At 30.6% G+C, this 21958-nt stretch carries 20 protein-coding genes; 3 read left to right on the forward strand and 17 right to left on the reverse strand.

The genetic code is table 11. The annotated features are described in order from the left end of the window. Positions 1-174: 174 nt before the first annotated feature. The 16 genes from leuS to hflX all read right to left on the reverse strand — a co-directional run bounded on the left by leuS (position 175) and on the right by hflX (position 16397). A complete protein-coding gene (gene leuS, locus GAN53_RS03950) occupies positions 175-2610 on the reverse strand; it encodes a leucine--tRNA ligase (protein WP_151409693.1) in 2436 nt (811 codons plus the stop codon). Positions 2611-2618: 8 nt separating this feature from the next. Next, on the reverse strand, positions 2619-4007 hold the full coding sequence (gene asnS, locus GAN53_RS03955) for an asparagine--tRNA ligase (protein ID WP_151409694.1): 1389 nt from the start codon (positions 4005-4007) through the stop codon (positions 2619-2621). Then, entirely contained in the window at positions 3997-5316 is a 1320-nt protein-coding gene (locus GAN53_RS03960; RefSeq protein ID WP_151409695.1) for a replication-associated recombination protein A, read from the reverse strand. The genes asnS and GAN53_RS03960 overlap by 11 nt, the downstream gene beginning before the upstream one ends. Before the next feature lie 62 nt (positions 5317-5378). Next, a complete protein-coding gene (nrdR, locus tag GAN53_RS03965) occupies positions 5379-5828 on the reverse strand; it encodes a transcriptional regulator NrdR (RefSeq protein ID WP_099320863.1) in 450 nt (149 codons plus the stop codon). 1 nt (position 5829) lies between these two features. Then, on the reverse strand, positions 5830-6933 hold the full coding sequence (gene ftsZ, locus GAN53_RS03970; RefSeq protein ID WP_151409696.1) for a cell division protein FtsZ: 1104 nt from the start codon (positions 6931-6933) through the stop codon (positions 5830-5832). 24 nt (positions 6934-6957) lie between these two features. After that, complete coding sequence (locus GAN53_RS03975) at positions 6958-7791, reverse strand: cell division protein FtsQ/DivIB (RefSeq protein ID WP_151409697.1); 834 nt, start codon at positions 7789-7791, stop codon at positions 6958-6960. Further along, positions 7778-8875: an undecaprenyldiphospho-muramoylpentapeptide beta-N-acetylglucosaminyltransferase gene (murG, locus tag GAN53_RS03980; RefSeq protein WP_151409698.1), complete on the reverse strand. Its 1098-nt coding sequence runs from the start codon at positions 8873-8875 to the stop codon at positions 7778-7780. Before murG ends, GAN53_RS03975 begins: the two co-directional genes overlap by 14 nt. Then, positions 8872-10197, reverse strand: coding sequence for a UDP-N-acetylmuramoyl-L-alanine--D-glutamate ligase (murD, locus tag GAN53_RS03985; RefSeq protein WP_151409699.1), 1326 nt, complete (start codon positions 10195-10197; stop codon positions 8872-8874). Before murD ends, murG begins: the two co-directional genes overlap by 4 nt. After that, positions 10194-11144, reverse strand: coding sequence for a phospho-N-acetylmuramoyl-pentapeptide-transferase (mraY, locus tag GAN53_RS03990; protein WP_151409700.1), 951 nt, complete (start codon positions 11142-11144; stop codon positions 10194-10196). Before mraY ends, murD begins: the two co-directional genes overlap by 4 nt. A 2-nt stretch (positions 11145-11146) precedes the next feature. Continuing rightward, positions 11147-11545: a hypothetical protein gene (locus tag GAN53_RS03995; protein WP_151409701.1), complete on the reverse strand. Its 399-nt coding sequence runs from the start codon at positions 11543-11545 to the stop codon at positions 11147-11149. A gap of 1 nt (position 11546) precedes the next feature. Continuing rightward, entirely contained in the window at positions 11547-12467 is a 921-nt protein-coding gene (rsmH, locus tag GAN53_RS04000) for a 16S rRNA (cytosine(1402)-N(4))-methyltransferase RsmH (RefSeq protein ID WP_151409702.1), read from the reverse strand. A gap of 1 nt (position 12468) precedes the next feature. Then, a complete protein-coding gene (mraZ, locus tag GAN53_RS04005; RefSeq protein WP_151409703.1) occupies positions 12469-12882 on the reverse strand; it encodes a division/cell wall cluster transcriptional repressor MraZ in 414 nt (137 codons plus the stop codon). Positions 12883-13005: 123 nt separating this feature from the next. Then, entirely contained in the window at positions 13006-13806 is an 801-nt protein-coding gene (lgt, locus tag GAN53_RS04010) for a prolipoprotein diacylglyceryl transferase (RefSeq protein ID WP_192574086.1), read from the reverse strand. Next, on the reverse strand, positions 13806-14540 hold the full coding sequence (locus tag GAN53_RS04015) for a YebC/PmpR family DNA-binding transcriptional regulator (protein ID WP_151409705.1): 735 nt from the start codon (positions 14538-14540) through the stop codon (positions 13806-13808). The genes lgt and GAN53_RS04015 overlap by 1 nt, the downstream gene beginning before the upstream one ends. An 8-nt stretch (positions 14541-14548) precedes the next feature. Continuing rightward, the gene (locus GAN53_RS04020) at positions 14549-15184 is read right to left on the reverse strand and encodes a YigZ family protein (RefSeq protein WP_151409706.1); all 636 of its coding nucleotides are present in this window, start codon (positions 15182-15184) and stop codon (positions 14549-14551) included. Next, positions 15159-16397 (reverse strand): GTPase HflX, encoded by a 1239-nt coding sequence (gene hflX, locus GAN53_RS04025; protein WP_151409707.1) that lies wholly within the window; start codon positions 16395-16397, stop codon positions 15159-15161. The genes GAN53_RS04020 and hflX overlap by 26 nt, the downstream gene beginning before the upstream one ends. Before the next feature lie 136 nt (positions 16398-16533). On the opposite strand from hflX, the gene GAN53_RS04030 reads away from it, so the two are divergent. Further along, complete coding sequence (locus GAN53_RS04030; protein WP_151409708.1) at positions 16534-19431, forward strand: transglycosylase domain-containing protein; 2898 nt, start codon at positions 16534-16536, stop codon at positions 19429-19431. 73 nt (positions 19432-19504) lie between these two features. Here the strand turns inward: GAN53_RS04030 and GAN53_RS04035 are convergent, their stop codons facing one another. Next, positions 19505-19789, reverse strand: coding sequence for a GlsB/YeaQ/YmgE family stress response membrane protein (locus GAN53_RS04035; RefSeq protein ID WP_151409709.1), 285 nt, complete (start codon positions 19787-19789; stop codon positions 19505-19507). Positions 19790-19936: 147 nt separating this feature from the next. Between GAN53_RS04035 and GAN53_RS04040 the strand changes: the two genes are divergently transcribed. Beyond that, positions 19937-20650, forward strand: coding sequence for a response regulator transcription factor (locus GAN53_RS04040; RefSeq protein WP_151409710.1), 714 nt, complete (start codon positions 19937-19939; stop codon positions 20648-20650). Continuing rightward, positions 20631-21953: a sensor histidine kinase gene (locus GAN53_RS04045; RefSeq protein WP_151409711.1), complete on the forward strand. Its 1323-nt coding sequence runs from the start codon at positions 20631-20633 to the stop codon at positions 21951-21953. Before GAN53_RS04040 ends, GAN53_RS04045 begins: the two co-directional genes overlap by 20 nt. Positions 21954-21958: the final 5 nt, after the last annotated feature.

The following is a 21958-nucleotide window of genomic DNA, read 5'->3' on the forward strand; positions in this document are numbered from 1 at the left end:
CGATCTTTACTATAAATCTAATACAATCATGAGATTTTATTTTGATTATGTCAAATTAATTTGACTAAAAAAATAACCTACGTACCATGTATAATAATACACCATAGGAGTTTATTTGTCAATTATTATTTTCATTATAAATTAATTTAAAAAAATAAAGGCTAAAAAAAGCCTTTATTTATTTACTACAATATTTAATATTTTACCTGGAACGTAAATTACTTTTTTAATTTCTTTTTCAAGTAGATAATTACTTACATTCCTATCAGCTTTTGCTGCTTCGATAGCTTCTTCTTTATTGGCATCAACTTTCATTATTACTTTGCCACGCATTTTTCCATTGATTTGAACTGGCATTTCAAATTCATTAAGGACTAGTTTATCTTCATCATAGCTTGGCCAAGTACTTTCGTTTAAGTAACCATAAAAGCCTGCCATTTGCCATAATTCTTCTGTTAAGTGTGGTGCTACTGGATTAAGTAAAGTTATATAAGTTTTAAAATCAGCTTTGGTGATTTTTCCAAGGCTTCTCATCTCATTAGATAGGCTCATTAGAGCTGATATGGCTGTATTAAACTTCAAATTTTCATAGTCTTCAGAAACTTTTTTGATAGTTTGATGGATTGAAACTTCAAGCTCTTTTGAATAATTATCAGAATCAGATATTAAGTCTATCATATTGTAAACTCTTTCTAGGAATTTCCTACAACCACGAACTCCTTCATCTGACCAAATTGCAGTTGAACCAAAATCTCCTATAAACATTTCATAGCATCTTAGGGTATCTGCTCCGTAATCTCTTATTATATCATCTGGATTTACTACATTTCCACGAGATTTACTCATCTTTTGATGATCTTCTCCAAGAATCATTCCATGACTTGTTCTTTTTATATAAGGTTCTTTTGTTGGAACAACTCCAATATCATAGAGGAATTTATGCCAAAATCTTGAATATAATAAGTGTAGTGTTGTATGCTCCATTCCACCATTATACCAATCTACTGGTGAATAATAATCTAGTGCTTCCTTGCTTGCAAGATTTTTATCATTGTGTGGATCCATGTATCTTAGATAATACCAAGAGCTTCCTGCCCATTGAGGCATGGTATCAGTTTCTCTTTTGGCAGCTTTTCCACAAATAGGACAAGTTGTGTTTACAAATTCATCTATTTCTGATAGTGGAGATTCTCCTGTAGCTGTTGGCTTATAAGATTTTACTTCTGGTAATAAAAGTGGAAGATCAGATTCATCAATTGGAACCCAACCATGCTCATCACAATAAACCATAGGAATTGGCTCTCCCCAATATCTTTGGCGAGAAAATACCCAATCGCGAAGTTTAAAATTAGTTGTAGCTTTTCCTAAATTTTTATCTTCAATATATTCTATAGCTTTTGCCTTGGCCTCTGTCGCTGATAAGCCATTTAAAAACTGAGAGTTAATTGAAATTCCCTTGTTAATGTCAGTTATTGGAAGATCTTCGTCATCTTCTGTCTGATATACTGGAATAATTGGCATATCAAATGTTTTTGCAAATTCAAAATCACGAGTATCATGAGCAGGAACTGCCATGATTGCACCTGTTCCATAAGTCATAAGTACATAATCTGAAACCCAAATTGGAATTTCTTTATCAGATAGTGGATTAATTGCTGAAATGCCGTCAATCATAACTCCAGTTTTTTCTTTATTTAACTCTGATCTTTCAAAATCAGATTTTTTGCGAGCTTCTTGTTGATAAGCTAAAATTTCATCAAAATTATTAATTTTTTCTTTATACTTATCTAATATAGGATGCTCTGGTGAAATTACCATATAAGTAACACCAAAAATTGTATCTGGACGAGTTGTATAAACTGTAAGTTTTTCATCGCTATTTTTGATTTTAAAATCTACATTACAGCCCTTAGATCTTCCAATCCAATTTATTTGCTGAGCTTTTATCCTATCTTCATAATTAACTAAGTCTAAATCATCTATGAGTCTATCGGCATAATCAGTAATTTTTAGCATCCATTGATTTTTCATCTTATGAATGACTTCACTTCCACATCTTTCACATTTACCATCGACAACTTCTTCGTTGGCAAGGCCTACTTGACAAGATGGACACCAATTTACGCTCATTTCATTTTTGTAAGCTAGACCATGTTTGTATAGTTGAATGAAAATCCATTGAGTCCACTTGTAATAATCAGGATCTGTAGTGTTTACTTCCCTATCCCAATCAAAAGAAAATCCAATTGATTTTAGTTGATTTTTGAAATTATTTATATTATCTTCGGTAACTTTTGCAGGATGAATTTTATTTTTTATTGCATAATTTTCTGTTGGAAGTCCAAAGGCATCAAAGCCCATTGGAAATAAAACATTATAGCCTTCAAGTCTTCTTTTTCTAGATACAACATCTAAAGCTGTATAAGGTCGTGGGTGACCTACGTGTAGGCCTTGACCTGATGGATAAGGAAATTCTACTAGAGCGTAAAATTTTTCTTTATCTTTATCAATTTGGCTATGAAAAGTTTTATTTTCATCCCAATATTTTTGCCATTTTTTTTCTATGAAATTAGGATTGTATTCTTTATAATTTTTGTTATTTTCTGTCATTTTTACTCCTAGTTCTTAGCTCCAAAGGCATTTACATATCTTGGATAAGGGATTACATCACGGATGTTTTTCATTCCTGTCACATACATTACAGCTCTTTCAAATCCTAAACCGTAACCAGAGTGAACGACACTTCCAAATCTTCTTAGATCAAGATAGTTTTGATAATCTTCTTCTTTTAGACCATTTTCTTTGAAAGATTGTAAAAGTTCGTCTATATTTTCCTCTCTTTGTGAACCTCCGATTAATTCACCTACACCTGGAACAAGCATATCAAATGCTGCTACTGTTTTGCCATCAGCGTTTCTTTTCATATAAAAAGCTTTGATATCTTTTGGATAATCCGTTACAAATACTGGTCCATCTACTATAACTTCTGATAAATATCTTTCATGTTCAGTTTGTAAATCCATGCCCCACTCAACTGGGAATTCAAAATTTTCTCCACTTGCTTTTAATTTTTCAATGGCATCTGTGTAGGTAATTCTTGCAAATTTTGCATTTCTAACCTTATCTAATCTTTCAAATAAATTTTCATCTATAAATCTATTGAAAAACTCCATCTCATCTTTATTATTTTCTAAAATATAATTAATTGCATATTTTATCATATCTTCTGCCACATCCATACATACGTTGTAATCTGCAAATGCTATTTCAGGTTCAAGCATCCAAAATTCTGCCGCATGTCTTGGAGTATTTGAAACTTCCGCCCTAAAAGTTGGACCAAAAGTATAAACATCTCCAAAAGCTAGTGCATAATCTTCAGCTTCTAGTTGGCCAGATACTGTTAGATATGACTTTTTGCCAAAGAAATCTTTGTTGTAATTAATTTCTCCATCTTCTGTCAATGGTGGATCTTTAGGGTCAATTGTAGTTATATTAAACATTTCCCCAGCACCTTCAGCATCTGAAGATGTTACTATTGGTGGATTTACATACAAAAATCCTCTTTCTTGGAAAAATTTGTGAAGGGCAAAAGCAAGAGAGCTTCTTACCTTAAACACTGCTCTAAAGGTATTAGTTCTTGGACGTAAATGTGGAATTGTTCTCATGAATTCAAGAGTTTGTCTTTGTTTTTGGATTGGGAATTTATCTGAAGATTCTCCCAAAATTTTAATTTCATCAGCTTGAATTTCGTAAGGAGTCTTGTTATTACCAGTTTCTACTAATTTTCCCCTTACCCAAAGACTTGTTGATAAGAATTGATGAGAAAGTTCATCGTAATTTTCTTTGTCAGTTCCAACAACTATTTGTAAATTTTTGAAAGTAGATCCATCATTTAGTTCGATAAAACCAACGTTTTTACCAAATCTTGAATTTCTTATCCAACCTTCAATTATTACTTCTTTGTCAAGATATTTTTCAATATCTGAAAGCATTTGTCTAATTTTCATTATTTCCCTCTTTTCTTTTCTTTAAATTTTCTATCATTATTTTCTCATATCCAACATTTTTTGCCAGGTAAAATTTTTCATTTACAAAATCATCTGGCAGATAATCCTGCTTAACATAACCCCCATAATCGTGAGGATAAAGATAGGTGTCTTTGATAAACTTTTTACTTTGTGGATAATGAGAATCTTTTAATTTGTTAGAAACTTCTCTATCCGGATTATTTTTTATAAATTTACTAGCTTTTTCTATTGCTAGATATGTAGAATTGCTCTTTGGAGCAGCTGCCAAATAAGTTACACATTGAGCAAGAATTATTCTTGCTTCGGGCATGCCTACAGCATTAATTGCATCAAAAGTTGAACTTGCCAATATTAAAGCATTGGGATCAGCATTTGAAATATCTTCTGATGCAAAAATCATCATTCTTCTTGCAATAAATTTAATATCTTCACCTGCTTCTAGCATTTTTGCCAAATAGTAAAGGCTAGCATCAATGTCAGATCCTCGCATGGATTTTATAAAAGCAGAAATAGTATCATAATGCCTATCTCCATTTTTATCATAAATCGCAATTTTCTTTTGGATAGAATTTTCTATGGATTCTTGGTCTATAGTGATTTTACCATCTTTTGCTTCTTGTGAAAATATTGCAATTTCAAGTGCATTTAATAAGGCTCTACTATCGCCGTTTGAATATTTTATAAGGCTTTCTTTGGCAGTTTTTGTAAGTAAAATATTTTTACTAGAAAGAATCTTATCTTTAGTTAGCGCTTGATTTATAAGTTTTTCTAAATCAGAATTATTCAAAGGCATAAGCTCAAAGACATACATTCTTGAAATCAAGGCCTTATTTATTTCAAAATAAGGATTTTCTGTTGTAGCTCCTATTAAAATAATCGTTGAGTTTTCAACAAAAGGAAGCAAATAATCCTGTTGAGATTTATTAAATCTATGAATTTCATCGATAAATAAAATGGTTTTTTTGTTTTCGTATTTTAGATTATCTTTGGCTATTTCAATCTTTTTTTTGACATCAGAAATCCCAGATGAAACTGCTGATAATTCTTCAAAAGCCATACGTGTTGACTCTGAAATTATCTTGGCAAGGGTAGTTTTACCGACACCTGGAGGTCCATATAAGATCATAGAATAAATTCTATCTGCCTTAATCATTCTATTTATAATTTTTCCCTCTGCAAGCAAATGAGATTGTCCTATATAATCTTCTAAACGTCTTGGCCTTAATCTATCTGCCAAGGGTGCAGATTTTTCCAATTCATATTTTTTATTTAGCTCAAATAAATCCATAGAAAACTTCCTAATAAAAAAGATGCTAGAAGCTATTTTCTAGCTAAATACTAGCATCATATTTAATCTCTTAAATTAAGTATCTCTTCATAAAATGAATCTACATCTTTAAATTCTCTATATACTGATGCAAATCTAACATAGGCTACAGGATCAAGTTTTTTTAGCTCGTCCATGACAAGCTCTCCTATATAATTTGATGTAACTTCCTTATTACCTTCATTATTGATTTTTACTTCAATGTTTTTGGCAACTTGTTCAATTTGCTCCATGCTTACAGGTCTTTTTTGACAACTTTTTACAACACCTGAAATGATTTTTGCTGGATTAAATGATTCTCTTGTGTCATCTTTCTTCACAACCATAATAGTGTTGTCTTCATATCGCTCGTATGTTGAAAATCTCTTTTTGCAATCTTCGCACATTCTTCTGCGTCTTATTGCAGTATCATCTTCTGTAGCTCGTGAATCGATTACTCTTGTGTTAGTTGAATGACAATACGGACATTTCATCTTATTTCAAAAAATCTGGTAATTCTATATCGTCAAATGGATTTTTTTTAGCCTTTTTTTCTTCTGCAACTCTATTTCTGCTCGGAGCCTCAAAATCTCTTCTTTGAGATCTTTGTGGACTTAGATCTTCTCTTCTTGATGGTCTTACTCCATTATCAAAACCTGTTGCAATTACAGTAATCTTGATGTCATCACCAAGAGATTCATCGCTACCAACTCCAAAGATTATATTAGCATCAGAATCTATATTTTCTCTAATTAGTTCAGCTGCTTCATTTGCTTCCATTAGACCAACTTCAGCTGCAGTAACATTTAATAAGACTGCTTTTGCTCCATCGATATTTGTTTCTAATAGTGGTGAGTTAATTGCAGCTTTAGCAGCATCAACTGCTCTATTTTCTCCATTAGCTCTACCAATTCCCATGTGAGCTATTCCTTGATCGCTCATTATTGATTCAACATCTGCAAAGTCAAGATTTATTACATTTGGTACAGCTATTAATTCTGAAATACCAGAAACTGCATCCATCAAAACTTGATCAGCAAGTTTAAATGCATCTACCATTGATGTTCTTTTTTCAACGATTTGTAATAATCTATCGTTAGGAATTGTAATAAGAGTATCTACGTTTTCTTTTAATTTTTCAATTCCAGCTTCAGCTTGAGATTGTCTTTTGCGACCTTCAAAAGTAAATGGTTTGGTTACAACGCCAACAGTTAGTATATCTAAATCCTTAGCAACACTTGCTACAACAGGTGCAGCACCAGTTCCAGTTCCGCCACCCATACCAGCTGTAATAAATACCATATCAGCACCTTTTAGTGCTTCTGTTATTTCATTTTTGGATTCTTCAGCAGCTTTTTCTCCTACACTAGGATTTGCTCCAGCGCCTAGGCCTCTTGTAAGTTTTTCACCTATTTGTAAACGAATATCTGAGTTTGATTCTTGAAGAGTTTGCAAATCAGTATTTACTGCTACAAATTCTACTCCAGATAATCCGTTTTCTCTCATTCGGCTAATAGCGTTATTTCCGCCACCACCAACACCTATTACTTTAATTTTTGCCAAAGAGTAATTTTCCATTTCCATGTTAATATTTGCCATATTTTCCCCCATCATTCATATTTATTACTTATTGAGATTCTCATTAAAAGATTTGCTGTAAACTTTCACAATTGGATTTTTTCCATTATTTAGATCAATTGAACTAACTTTTATGTCCTTATTTTTGATTTCACTAAGAATATGATCTAACAATTTTAATTTAAAATTGATATTATTTAAATCACCGAAATTTACATCTATATCTCTTAACATTATACCAATATCGGTTTTATTTTCCAAATTTAATTCTTTTAGATCTTTAAAGTAAGGATATTTTTGAATTTCGTTAATAAAATCAATTGTAGCTTTCGAGCTAGTAAAGTTTTGTCCTATAGTTTTTTTGGTTTTTGCTCCACTTATTTTTATCAAAGACTGGTCATAATCTTTAATATCAGCCTTTAAAACTTTGCACTTATTAGAAATAAAAAATATTTCATTTTCATTTTCTTGGTAAAACAAAGGATAGTTTTCGTCAACTTTTACACTTAATATATTTGGAAAAACTTTTTTTATTTCCACATCGTCAATTTTATCGAGTTTTTTTAAATTTTCCTCGCTGTCGTTTACTTTATAAAATAAAATATTTTTACCAATAGGATTTGATAAATACTCTATTATCTCACTATCGGATATTGTATTATTGCCAGTTACATAAATATCAGAAATTTGCATATAAGGATGAAAATACGCACAGATAGTGATAGTTGCTAAAGCAAGAATTATTAGTAGAAAAACAAATCCTTTAGAAAATAATTTTTTGTCTGTATCTTTTTTTAAAGAATTTTTCCTAGCAACATAATTCTTTTTTACAGTTTTTCCATTTTTTTTAAGATATCTATCATCATTAGTGTTTTTCATTTTTTTCTGTAAGTCCTATTACAAATTCCAAAATTTTATCGCTTGCATCCTTATTGGCAAGTTTTCCACTAGCTTCGCCCATTTCTTTAAGTTTTTCCTTATCAGAAATCATTTTTAAAATATTTTCATTTAACATATATCCACTCAAATCTTTTTCCAAAATCATTAGCGATGCCTTATTATCCACATAAGTCATAGCGTTATATTGCTGGTGATTTTCAGTGGTATAAGCTTTAGGAATTAGAATTGAAGGTTTTTTTACAGAAGATATTTCGGCAAGACTCATTGCTCCACTTGAGGCGATTACCAAATCACTTACTGCATAAAACAAATCTATATTGTCAATATAAGCAAAAACTTTTATAAAGTCATTTTCTGTCATTTCATCCATGAATTTATCGTAGTTTTTTTTGCCCGTTTGATGAAGTAGATAATACTCTCCTCCAATATTTTTTGATAATTCTAAAACAGCTTTGTTAAGAGCATAAGAACCGTTTGATCCACCAAAAGAGAATACTACTGGCCTATCTTTTTTTATTCCTAAAGTTTCTAAATCAGAATCGGAAAATTCATTTTTAAAATTATTTCTAACAGGATTTCCCGTTACTACAATATTATCCTTATACTTAAAATGTTTTAAAGCTTCTTTATAAGAAATGCACAAAACATCTACCTTTTTATTCAAAAATTTAGAAGTTACTCCTGGATAGGAATTTGACTCGTGTAAAAGTGTTGGAACTTTGGCACTTGCTGCTTGAAAAATAATTGGTCCACAAACATAACCACCAGTTCCAATTGCTATATCAGGTTTAAATTCTTTTACAATCTTTCTAGCCTCTCTAAATCCTCTCATATTCGTAGTTAAGGATTTAAAAAATCTTTTATTAATTTTTCTTGGAAGTCCCATTCCCTCAATAGGTCTAAATTCGTAAGAATATTTTTTTGCTATATTTTCTTCAGGACCACCTTTAATTCCAACATAAAGAATTTGGCAATCTTTGATATTTTCTTGAAGTTTTTGAGCAATGGCTATAGCTGGATAAATATGTCCACCAGTTCCACCACCAGAAATTATTACTCTCATCTAATGTTTCCTTTGTATTTATTGACTAAATTTTTAAAATCTTTGCCTCTAATCTCGTAAGATTTGTACATATCCCAGCTAGCACTTGCTGGTGATAATAAGATAATATCTCCATTTTTTGCAAGACTTACGGCATATTTTACGGCTTCTTCCATATTTTCTACTATTTTATAGGAAATTTCAAATTTTTCGCATAAAGATTTTAGTTGATATTTGGTTTGGCCCATGATAATCATTTCTTTACCATTTTTCTTAAATGCTTTGACATAGTCAGTGTAGTCAATTTTTTTGTCGTATCCACCTGCAATTATTATTAATGGTTCTTTAAAACTTTCTATTGCTTTTACACTACTATCGACATTAGTACCCTTGGAATCATTATAAAATTTGACATTTTTTTCTTCTGTAACAAATTCCAAACGATGTTCAATTGATACAAAAGTTTTTGAGGCTTTTGCAATATCTTCTAATGATAGACCAAATAAATATGTTTCTAATATTGCAGCCATGAGATTTTCGTAATTGTGATTGCCTATGATTTTTAAATCTTTTACATCAAGAATTTCAATTATTTTCCCATCTTCTACAAATTTTATCTTGTTATTTTCTAAATATAAACCCTTATCAATCTTATTTTTTGAAGAAAATTCATAAATATTTGCTTTTATTTGATTTTTCTTATCTTGTAAAATTTCATCTTCATGGTTAATGATTAAATAATCATTAGAATTTTGATTTTTTGTAATATTTAGCTTTGAATTTATATAATCATCAAAAGATCCATGCCAGTCTATATGATCAGGTGTAATATTAAGGAGCGCTCCTATGTGCGGATGGTATTTGTAGGTATCTTTTAGTTGAAAAGAAGATAATTCTTCTACAAATACACATTCTTTTTCATACATCTGCCACAAAATTCCCTCGCCAATATTTCCTACAGAAACAGCATCTATTCCATTTTCATTTAGAATGTGGGTTATCATAGATGTAGTTGATGTTTTCCCATTTGTCCCTGTTACTGCAAGGAATTTTTTATCAGGGAAAAGTCTATAAGAAAGTTCTATATCAGAAATTATCTCGAATTTTTCGGCTAATTTTCTTAAAATTTCATCACTTGGATTAATTCCAGGAGATTTTACTACAAAATCATAAGAATTTTCCATTAATCTACAATCAGAAATAGGGCTATAATCATAGCCCTTTAATTCATCAATTTCTTTTTTATTTTTATCATAAGTGTAAACTTCATATCCCATTTTGCTTAAAGTTTTTACTGCAGATATTCCGCTTATTCCTAATCCGTATACTAAAACATTTTTCATAAAATAGCCACCAAAGTTATTAAACATAGTACAACACTTACTATTGTAAAGGCTGTCACTATTTTTGGTTCTTTATATCCTTTCAATTCAAAATGATGGTGAATAGGAGTCATCAAAAACACTCTTTTTTTGTTTCTATGCTTGTAAGAATAGACTTGGATAATAACTGATAAAGTTTCTACAACGTATACTCCACCAAATATTACAAGATAAATTGGTATTCTTTCTATAATTGCAAGAGCAACTACTGCTCCCCCAATTGCCATTGATCCTGTATCTCCCATAAAAACTGAAGCTGGATTTGAATTAAAAAATAAAAATCCTAATAAAACGCCAAACATTATTACAGAAAACATTCTGCTCGTATCTTTGCTAGTTAACAAAAATAATGACAAAAATACAGGAATTGATACGCTTGCTGCTAGTCCATCTAAACCATCAGTAAGATTAACTGCATTTGTTGTTCCAACAATAATAAATATTAGAATTGGAAAACCAAAAAAACTTACTGGTAGTTGATAATTAGAAAAAGGAATAGTCATCATTGTGACTGATTCTTTGTTGTAAACAAAAGTAAGTATTGTGATAATTATTGCAAGAGAAAATTGCAAAACAATTTTTTCTTTAGGTTTTAAACCTTCAGATTGTTTTAAGACAAGTTTTCTAAAATCATCAACAAAGCCAATAGCACCAAAACCTATTGTTGAAAGTAGCAAAATTAATGTACTTAAATCAAAAGGTACAAAAATCAAGGTAATCAAAAAAGCTGCAATTATAAAAATTACGCCACCCATAGTTGGAGTTCCAGCCTTTTGATAGTGACTTTTTGGCCCTTCTTTTCTAATATTTTGACCTACTTTCATATTCTTTAGGATAGGTATTATCGCATATCCTAAAGCTATTGAAGATATAATACTTATTAAAGCTATTTTAAAAATTTGATTCATATCTAGTTACCATTTTCATTTGCCACTTCTTTATCATTATTAGCATATACCATTCCAAGCTCTTCTAATGCATAGCGTTGGATTCTGTTTAGATCAATAGCATTTTCAAGTTTTGCATTCAATCTATCTTTTTTAAGTTGTTTTGATATAACTTCATTCATAAGTGTATTATACTCGTATCTTTTATTATTCAATTGTTTTCTTTTTTGTAAATTAAAATATCCAAAAATAGCAATAATAAATATGGTTAATATAGTAAAAATTCTTTTAAAGCGAAAAGCTCTTTTTTCTAAGCTTCTATTTCTATATTTAGGAGAAACTTCCTTAGTCTCTTTTACTTTAAGTCTTTTTCTATTTTCATTAGTATTTATTGAATTTGCTCTAATCCTTATCTCAGCCATATTAAATCCTTTGACACACTCTTAATTTTGCACTTTTTGACCTTGAATTTTCTTTTTGTTCTTTTTTGCTTGCAACAATAGGTTTGTTGGTGATAATTTTAACTTTAGAAACTTTCCCACAAACACAAACTGGGAAATTGGGTGGACATATACAGTCTTTTTCTAAGTCCTTAAACTTATTTTTTACTATTCTATCTTCTAGGGAATGGAAAGTTATTATACATAATCTTCCGCCTTCATTTAGGTGATCAACTGCTTTTTCAATAGTATTTTCTAAGACATCTAATTCTCTATTTACCTTTATCCTAAGAGCTTGGAAAACTCTTTTTTCTGGATGAGCTTCTTTAGATTTTACGCTGTTATTTATGATATCTCTAAGCTTAAAAGTCGTATCTATTCGCTGTTTATTTCTATATTCGACAATATTTCTAGCTATGGTTTTTGAAAATCTTTCCTCACCATATTTAGAGAAAATCTCAGAAAGTTCATCTTGTGAATATTCGTTTATAATTTTTTCTGCTGTTAACTCATTACTTGTGTCCATCCTCATATCCAAAGGACCATCATGCATATAGGAAAACCCCCTTTCTGCATTGTCGATTTGATATGAACTGACACCAATATCCATCAAAAAACCATCTACTTTTTCTATAGCTATTGATTGCAAAACTTCATCTATATTCTCAAAATTTGTTTGAAAATATAAAACATTTGAAAAATCTTTAAGATTTTCCTTACTAGCTTTGATTGCTTCATCATCTTGATCAAGACCTATTAATTTTCCTTTTGAAGAAAGTTTTTGTAAAATTCTTTTGCTATGTCCACCTTTTCCTAGGGTAAGATCTACATAAATTCCATCTGGCTTAATATTTAAATTTTCTATAACTTCATCAGCTAAAACTGATACATGACTAAATTCCATATCAACTATCCATTATATCGGATAAATTCACCTCGACTTCATTAATGTAAGCTTCCCAAGTTGCTACATCCCATATTTCTATGGTTGTGTTGTTGCCAATAATCATCGCCTCGCTATCAATATTTGCATAATCTCTCAAATTTTTGTTAAGCAAGACTCTACCTTGTTTGTCAAGACTTGTTTTGATAGTAGATGAGAAGAAAAGTCTTTTTATTGCCCTGTTTTTTTTGTTTTCAATTACTAGGTTATCAAGTCTTTGACTTTGTTTTTCAAACTCTTCTTTTGTGTATATTACTAAAGATTTTTCAGGGCCTTTTGTGATATAAAATTCTTCTGATAAAATATCACGAAACTCACTAGGCATCATTATTCGATTTTTATTATCCATTTTGTGAGTAAATTCTCCTAAAAACATATCTACCACCATTAACCACTTCATTCCACTTTATAATTATTTTATACCATATTTGAAATTAAAGCAAACAAAAAATCGACTATTTGAGTCGATTTCTATCTGTTTTTATATTAATTTGTTAATTTACTTAAAGTTTATGATCTTTTCTTCTTTTTTTACCACTTTTTCCTCTTTAAAATAAGGTGGGAGATTATTTTTATCTGATATATAAAATATAATTATTCCAACTATTACAAATATTATTGATATTAACTGTGCCGTTCTTATGGATCCAATGTATAGGGAATCTGTTCTTAATCCTTCTACAAAAAATCTCAAAATTCCATATCCTATAAAATATGTTGCAGAAATTTTTCCCTTGTCTGGATTATTTTTCCTCCAATTAATTAAAATAAGAAAAATTACCATATCCCCAATAGATTCGTATAAGAAAGTGGGATGAACTTTAACTCCATCAATTATAATCCCCCAAGGAAGATCTGTTGGACCTCCATGGGCTTCTTGATTCATAAAATTTCCCCATCTGCCTATTGCCTGGCCTAAAACAAGTGAAGGAATTAGGACATCAGCCATATCCCAAAATGGCAGATTTTTTTTCTTGCCATAAATATACAAGGCTAAAAGTCCAAAAATTATTCCACCATGAATTGCTAGTCCTCCTGCTCTTATATTTAGGATTTGGATTGGATTTAAAGAATAATAGTCCCATTCAAATAAAACATACCAAAATCTTGCACCCAAGATTCCTATCGGAACAATTACAAATAAGACATCATAGACGAAATCTTCATCAAATCCACGTCTTACAAATTCTTTTTTAGCAAAATAAGTTCCCAAAAGCATACCAGCAATTATTATCAAAGCATACCAACGTATCTCTATGCCAAAAATAGAAAAAGCTACTGGATTAAAATTAAATTCCATTATTCTTCCTCACTTGGTAAATCCCAGTTTGTAAAGACATCTTGGACATCATCATTATCTTCAAGGGTATCAATTAATTTTTCCAAATTAGAAAAATGTTCACTAGAAACTTCTATTAAATTTGCTGCTATATATGAAATTTCTGCACTATTTATATCATAGGCTAATTGTTTAAGTTTATCGACAGCATCGTTAAAAGCTTCAAGGCTTGTTAGAGCTTGGTAAAATTCGCCATATTCATTTACATCATCGCATCCAGCTTCAAGTGCATCCATCATAAATTGATCGAAATCTTTGTTGGTTTTGTCAACTAAAATCTCACCCTTATGTTCAAACATAAACATAACAGATCCATCAGTTCCAAGATTTCCACCATTTTTATCAAAAGCATGCCTTACATCTGGGGCTGTTCTTTGGATATTATCTGTTAGACAATCAACTATTATAGCAACTCCTCCTGGACCGTAACCTTCATAAATTACTCTTTGGTAATTGTCAGCAGCTCCTTCGCCAGTTGCTTTTTTGATTGCTCTTTCAATATTATCATTTGGCATATTATCAGCTTTTGCCTTATCAATTGCAGCTTTTAATGTTGGGTTATAATCTGGATTATCTCCACCTTGCCTTGCTGCAACTGTAATATTTCTAGCGTGTTTGGTAAAAATTTTACCACGTCTAGCATCTTCTGTTCCTTTTTTATTTTTAATCTTGCTCCATTTATTATGTCCTGACATAAATCCTCCTATTTACTATAAAGCATTTCAGTTTTAATTTTTTTTATTGAAATTTCTGCGCTGGTCAAATTTATCAAATCCTCAGTTATTCTATCAAAGGATTCTTCTGACAAATAAATATTCATCTTTACCTTATCTGTAAAATCTTTGTCAATAATATATATTTTATTTTCATTTAGGTAATTTTCAATTTGACCTAAGACATTATAAGAATGAATTAATTCTACTACAAAAAAAGGTCTTTTGTAAATAATTTTATTATTTAAGCACTCACTTACGCCCTTAGAGTATGCTCTAATAAGTCCTCCCTTGCCCAAAAGTTTGCCACCAAAATATCTTGTAACAACTGCCACAATATTTTTTACATCATTTTTTTCTAAAACACTTAGCATAGGAAGGCCAGCAGAACCTGTAGGTTCGCCATCGTCATTATATCTTTTAATCAAAGGATTTGTATTGATTATAAAGGCAGAGCAATTATGAGTAGCATCCTTATATTTTTCAGATATTTCTTCTATGAATTTATTAGCGTCATCTTCACTTTCAACATGGCTAATGTTGGTGATAAAAATAGATTTTTGCTCAGTAAACTCACTTTTTATCTCGCCTTTTACAGTTTTATATGCATTCGATATATTTTCCATACTTATTCATATCCTCACTAGATATTTCAAATTGAATGATTGTTCCCAGACCATCGTATTTTGTATCCAAAATATCATAATTTGTCATCAAATAATCCAAAACATCTCCATCTGAAAAAGGTATATGCATAGAAACTTTTTTATAATCTTTTTTTATAATTTCTACGATTTTCTCTTTAAGTTTTACTAAATCTTTCTCATCTTTTGCTGAGATATAAATCCTATCTTCTTCTCTTTTAAAAAGTTTGACTTTAAAATCATCATCAATTTTGTCCATTTTATTAAAAACATATAAAATATGCTTATCTTCTAAATCTATGTCCTCTACTGCCTTTTCTATGGTTTTTATTTGATGATCGATATCTAAACTTGCATCAATTACAATTAAAAGCATATCAGCAAATCTAATTTCTTCTAAAGTCGTCAAAAATGAATCATTTAATTCTTTAGATAAATTATCGATAAAACCAACAGTATCGGTAAGAGTTACCTTGGTATTTGAAAAATCTAATCTTCTGGTTGATGTATCTAAAGTTGCAAACAATAAATCATCAGAATAAACAAATTTATCTTTACCGTACAAATGCATCATACCATTAAGTATGGTTGATTTTCCAGCGTTAGTATAACCTAGTAAAGATATATTATAAATATTATCTCTTGATTTTCTATTTGTAATTTTTGTCTTTTCTACATCTTTTAATTGTTTTTCAAGAGATTTTATGTCACGTATTACTGCACGCCTGTCGGTTTCAAGCATGGTTTCACCAGGACCTCTTGTTCCTATACCACCAGCTTGTCTTGACAAATATGAAAACCATTTGTTAAGTCTTGGCAATTGGTATTTTAGTTGAGCAAGCTTAATTTTAAGTCTACTTTCTTTAGTATTTGCTCTTTGGGCAAAGATATCTAAGATTAGACTAGTCCAATCAACAACGTGAAGTTTTAACTCTTCTTCAAGATTATATAATTGACTAGCTGATAGTTCCACATCAAAAATAACTGTATCTATCCCTAGTTTTTTTGCCAAATCTTTAATTTCAGATACTTTTCCACTGCCTATAAAAAATCTTGGATTAACTTTTTCTACAACCTGACTTACATAAGCCATAGATTTGCCACCGGCCGTATTTATTAACGATTCTAATTCGTATATTTTATTATCAAGATCATCTTCTCTATTTAAAACATTAACTTGTATAACTTCCTGCATAAACATCCTTTCTAAAAGATTATACGATAGCTAAAAATATTATAAAGATGCTAAGATATAGATATATTATTAAAAAAATGATAAAATAGAATTGATATTGAAATAAATAAATAAAAAAATAAATTTAGGAGGCTAAATGTTTAAAAAAATTGCCTCTATAGTGATAAAACTAATTTTGATAATAATACTTGGCATAGGATCTATCCTTGTTGTATTTGGAGGACTTATGGGAGGAGCAATACTTGAAGTTATGAAAACTGCCCCAGAAATCGATCCAAACATTATCAAGTATGAAATGAGTCAAAATTCCACTATAGTTGATGAAAATGGAAATGAAGTTGATTCTATAGCTACTAGCGAATACAGAGAAATAATTGATTATAAAAAAATCCCAAAAGCTTTAAAGCTTGCTTTTGTCTCAATAGAAGATGAGAGATTTTATAAGCACCCTGGTTTGGATTTTCAATCTATTTTAGGCTCTGCCCTAGAAAATTTTAGAGCTGGTAGTATTGTCCGTGGGGGCTCCACAATAACTCAGCAACTTGCTCGTAATACTTACCTTACAAATGATCAAACCTACGAAAGAAAAATTAAGGAAATTTATCTGGCTTTGGAAATAGAAAAAGCCTTGAGTAAAGATGAAATACTTGGAGCTTATCTAAATAGAGTTTTTATGGGACAAAATACCTACGGTGTTCAAGCAGCTGCAAGAACATATTTTGACAAAGACGTTTCAGAGCTAAATTTAGCTCAGTGTGCAGCTCTTGCAAGTATAGTCCAATCCCCATCTGAAAATTCTCTTTACAAAGCAATAAAAGTAAGTGAAGTTACTGATCAAAGAGTTATGGGAGAATTTAGTATTGATGGTGAAAAATATGCAGCGATTTATAATGAAAATCCTTATAAAAGAGAACAATATGCCCTAGAAAAAATGCTTGAACTAGGCTGGATTTCTAAAAAAGAATACGATGAAGCCAAAAATTTCGATGTTGCAAGCACTATTAAGCCTGCTGAAAGATCAAATACCGAAATTGCAAGCTATTTTAACTCCTTGCTAGAAAAACAAGTTGTTAGAAAATTACAAGAAATCTATAATTTAAGCGAAAACCAAGCTTGGGATAGACTTTATTATGGTGGATTAAGGATAACAACAACCATAGATGAAGACATGCAAAAGGAATTGGAAAATATCTACGCAGATTTTTCCTCATATTTGATGGGCGATACTTCAGGATGGAATCAAGCTCCTCTACTTGATTTACGCTATGACCAATATGGAAATATAATAAATAGCGATGGCAATTTGTTATATTATGCAAAAAGCAACATCTTAAATGACAATAACGATATTAGACTTAGAGATGATGAAGCTTGGTATGATGATGATGGAAATTTAGTTCTATCAACTTACAAGGCCTATCTTGACCAAACTAACCTATACTTTAGGAATTATTATTCCTTAGATGAGAATAACAAAAATTTAAGAACTCACAAGACTGGACACATTACTTTTAAGAGCAATGAAGATGCAAGTCTTGATGAGGATGAAAATATTGTTATATCAAAGAAATTCTTAGACGAAAATGAAAATATTATAACAGCTTATGAAGACGGAACATTTTCTATCAACAAAGATTTCTATGAAATAGACTTAGAAGGAGTAATCCAACCTCAATCTTCAACAGTAATTATGGATCAAGCAAACGGTCACATTAAAGCAATTATGGGCGGCCGCGATCAAAGTGGTATTAGAATTTTGGATAGAGCTTCAGCTATTCCAAGACAACCTGGCTCATCAATAAAACCAATTGCAACTTATACAGCTGCTTTAGATAATGGCTTTAACCTAGCAACTGGTATGGATGATGTGCCATTAATGAAAAATGAAGAAGATCAACCTTGGCCAAAGAATGTTTACGAATATTATATGGGTCTTGTTCCTATAAGAAGAGCCATAGAATTGTCCATAAATACTATTGCAGTAAGAACTCTAAAAGAAGTAGGTATTGCAAAGAGCTTAGAATACTTAAAGAATTTTGGAATAATAAGAGAAGATGGCGAAGATAACTTTGTTAGCAAAGAAGATAACCCTACAACTAACGATGAGAATTTAGCAGCCTTAGGTTTAGGTTCCATGACAAATGGTCTAACAACTTTGGATATGACTGCAGCTTACGCAGCTTTAGCAAATCAAGGAAAATACAACGAACCATTGACATTTTCTAAAATTGAAGATTCAACAGGCAAAGTTTTATTTGATGATAAAAATGTAATAACTCATCAAGTAACATCTGCTGAAACAGCTTACCAAATAACCTCTGCCCTAGAATCAACTGGACAAAGCTACAACAACATCTATATTAACGACATAGATTATGCAACCAAAACTGGTACTACTGATAATAAAGTAGATTTTTGGTGCATGGGCTATACTCCTTATTACACAGTTGGAATTTGGATGGGAGCAGATGATCAAAATCTTAGAATGAATGGAAATTCTATCGAAAGAGCTGCTTTGATGTGGAATATAATCAATAATCATATACTTGACGGCTATGACGTAGCTAATTTTGATATTCCAGATGGCATTGTTGAAATACAAGTAGATACCATGAGTGGAAAACTTCCTTCAGATATATCCAGATGGGATCCAAGAGGAACAATAAGAACAGAAATTTTTGGTCCAAACAATACGCCTACAGAAGTTGATGATGTTCATGTTATGATAACAGTAGACGATAGAAATAATCTCTTAGCATCAGATATCACACCAGAAGGGCATATAACAAGTAGAGTATTTATAAGACCAAAAAGTAATTATGATCCTAACGAATTTGGTGGAATTTATCCAAAAGATTGGACTTACAGACCTCCTACTGCATATTCAAATTTAGCTGAAGATCCAGAAGAAGAGGATGATGAGAAGGATAAAGACGGTAAGGATAAAGATAAAGATAAGGACAAAGATAAAAATCCTGATGATAACAAGGAAAATAATCAAAATCCTGACCAAAACCAAAACACAAATCCTTAAATTTAAAGGGACTATAAGAAATATTTCTTACAGTCCCTTTTTAAATTTACTAAATTTTATTAGTTTATTAAAATTATTTTCTAGTTGGCCCTTTGTTTTTTCCCGTAACAAGGTTGATAATCCACAATAAAATTACAGCACCAATTACTGACCATAAAATTATTGCAAAAGTTCCTGGTCCACCAGCTTTTAGGAAAAACGAATTATAAATCCAACCGCCAATTACAGAGCCAATAATTCCTACGATTATATTTGCAAGACTTCCCATTTCAGAGTCCTTACCCATTATCCTACTAGCAATCCAGCCAGCCAAAGCTCCTAATATTAAAGTCATTATTATACCTTTTCCACTTAACATAATATCTCCTTTCATTTTTTAAAATATTTCGTAATAAAATATTAAATTACTTTATATATATATCCATTTTTTGTTTTTTTAAACATTTTTATAAAGGCTAAATAATACTAGCTTTTGTGTGGTATAATGAAAGAAGAGGTGAGTTTTTTGAATAATATCAATATTTTAATAATTGAAGACGAAAAGAAAATTTCAACTATAATGAAATCTTATTTTGAAAAAGAAGGCTATAATGTTTTGCAAGCTTTTGATGGCAAAGAGGGCTTAGAGCTTTTTAATAATAACGAAGTAGACCTAATCATACTAGATTTAATGTTGCCAAAATTACCTGGTGAAGAAGTTATAAAGGAAATTAGAAACAAGTCTGATTTACCAATAATTATGGTTTCTGCAAAGGTTGAGGAAGATAATCGTGTAGAAGGATTAAGACTTGGAGCTGATGATTACGTGACCAAACCATTTTCCCCAAAAGAATTGGTCGAAAGAGTAAAGGCAGTTCTTAGAAGAATCGAAAAATACAATATTCCTAGAGCCGATATTATAAAAACTTCCGATGGAAGATTGGAAATGGATTTACAATACAATAGAATCTTTAAAGATGGAAAAGAAGTTTTGCTAACAAAAAACGAATTTCAAATTTTAAAAACTATCTTCTCTTCTCCAAATAAAATTTTTTCAAGAGATGAAATTATCGCTCTTACATTTGGTTATGATTACGATGCCTACGACAGGGCGATTGACACTCATATAAAAAATATTAGATCAAAGATAGAAGATAATCCAAAAAGACCTGCTTATATCAAAACAATTTATGGTATGGGTTATAAATCTGGTGGAGTAGATGATTACATTAAAGAGTAAAATTATAAGAAACTTTGTCGCAGGTATTTTAGCTTGCGTCTTGGTTTTCTCAATTTTGGTTACTATTTTTGTCACATTTAACTACAGACAGATGCTAATGGAAATGAAAGATGTCAGAGTGACAGAAGTTAGCACTTGGTTTATAAAATATCAAAAAGATCCCAACACAAGCATTGAAGAGATGTGGCAAGGACTTGATAATCTTGCCAAGGATCTTGAAGTTGATATTAATTTTGAAGAACCTGACGGAACAATTTCTTATGAAGTTTTTGGTAGAAATCCTTCAAATACTTACCCAATAAAAAGAGAGCATTTAAAATTATTTAACGCTGATAAGGCCAAAAGGTCTGGAACTTTAAATATAACCTATAATGTCAATCCTGAACCTATAGAAGATTTGCAAAGAAATTTTACAAGTGCAATAATCTATGGGTTAGTAATTTCTTTGATAATTGGATTTGTCATAAGTCTAATTTTATCTGAAAACATTTCAGAACCTATTATGTTAATTAGCGATGATACACTAAAAATTAAAGATGGCAAATATGAAGTTACCGATAGAAATACTGATATTATAGAAATTGAGAATCTCCAAGACAATATAACTTATTTATCAAATAACTTAAAAAATCAAGAAAATATTAGAAAACAATACGCTCAAGATATATCTCACGAATTGCGTACTCCCCTAACGAATTTGCAACTTTACATAGAAGCAATTAAAGACGGGATTGTAGAAGCTGATAGTCAAACAATGGATATTTTGCTTGAAGATGTAATTCGCTTACAAGATTTGATTGTTGGTCTAAAAAAGACCTTTGATGAAAATGTTGAATTTATCCAAGTAAGAAACGAAGATACAAATATTACTAATCTTATTAAAAGAATTGCCTATGCTTTCTTGCCAAAAGCAGAACAAAATAACATAAAAATCTCAGAAAATCTTGCTGAAAACGTTATTATGTATACTGATAAAAATAAGTTCACGCAAATTTTAAATAATCTCATATCAAATGCCATGAAAGCTATTGGAGAAAATGGGAATATAGAAATATACCTTACTGAAGATAATAAAAAAATCGAAATAAAAGTAATCGATGATGGAATAGGAATTGCAGAAGATCAAATTGATAGGATCTTTGATAGATTCTACAGGATAGAAGATTCAAGAAATACCAGTGACAACGGCCATGGCTTAGGACTTGCAATTAGCAAAAATTTTGTCGAGGCCCTAGGTGGTAAAATCAAAGTAGATTCTGTACTTAACCATGGAACTTGTTTTACACTAAGTTTTACAAAATAAAGTAG

Source organism: Anaerococcus sp. Marseille-P9784 (assembly GCF_902500265.1).
Classification (GTDB): Bacteria; Bacillota; Clostridia; order Tissierellales; family Peptoniphilaceae; genus Anaerococcus.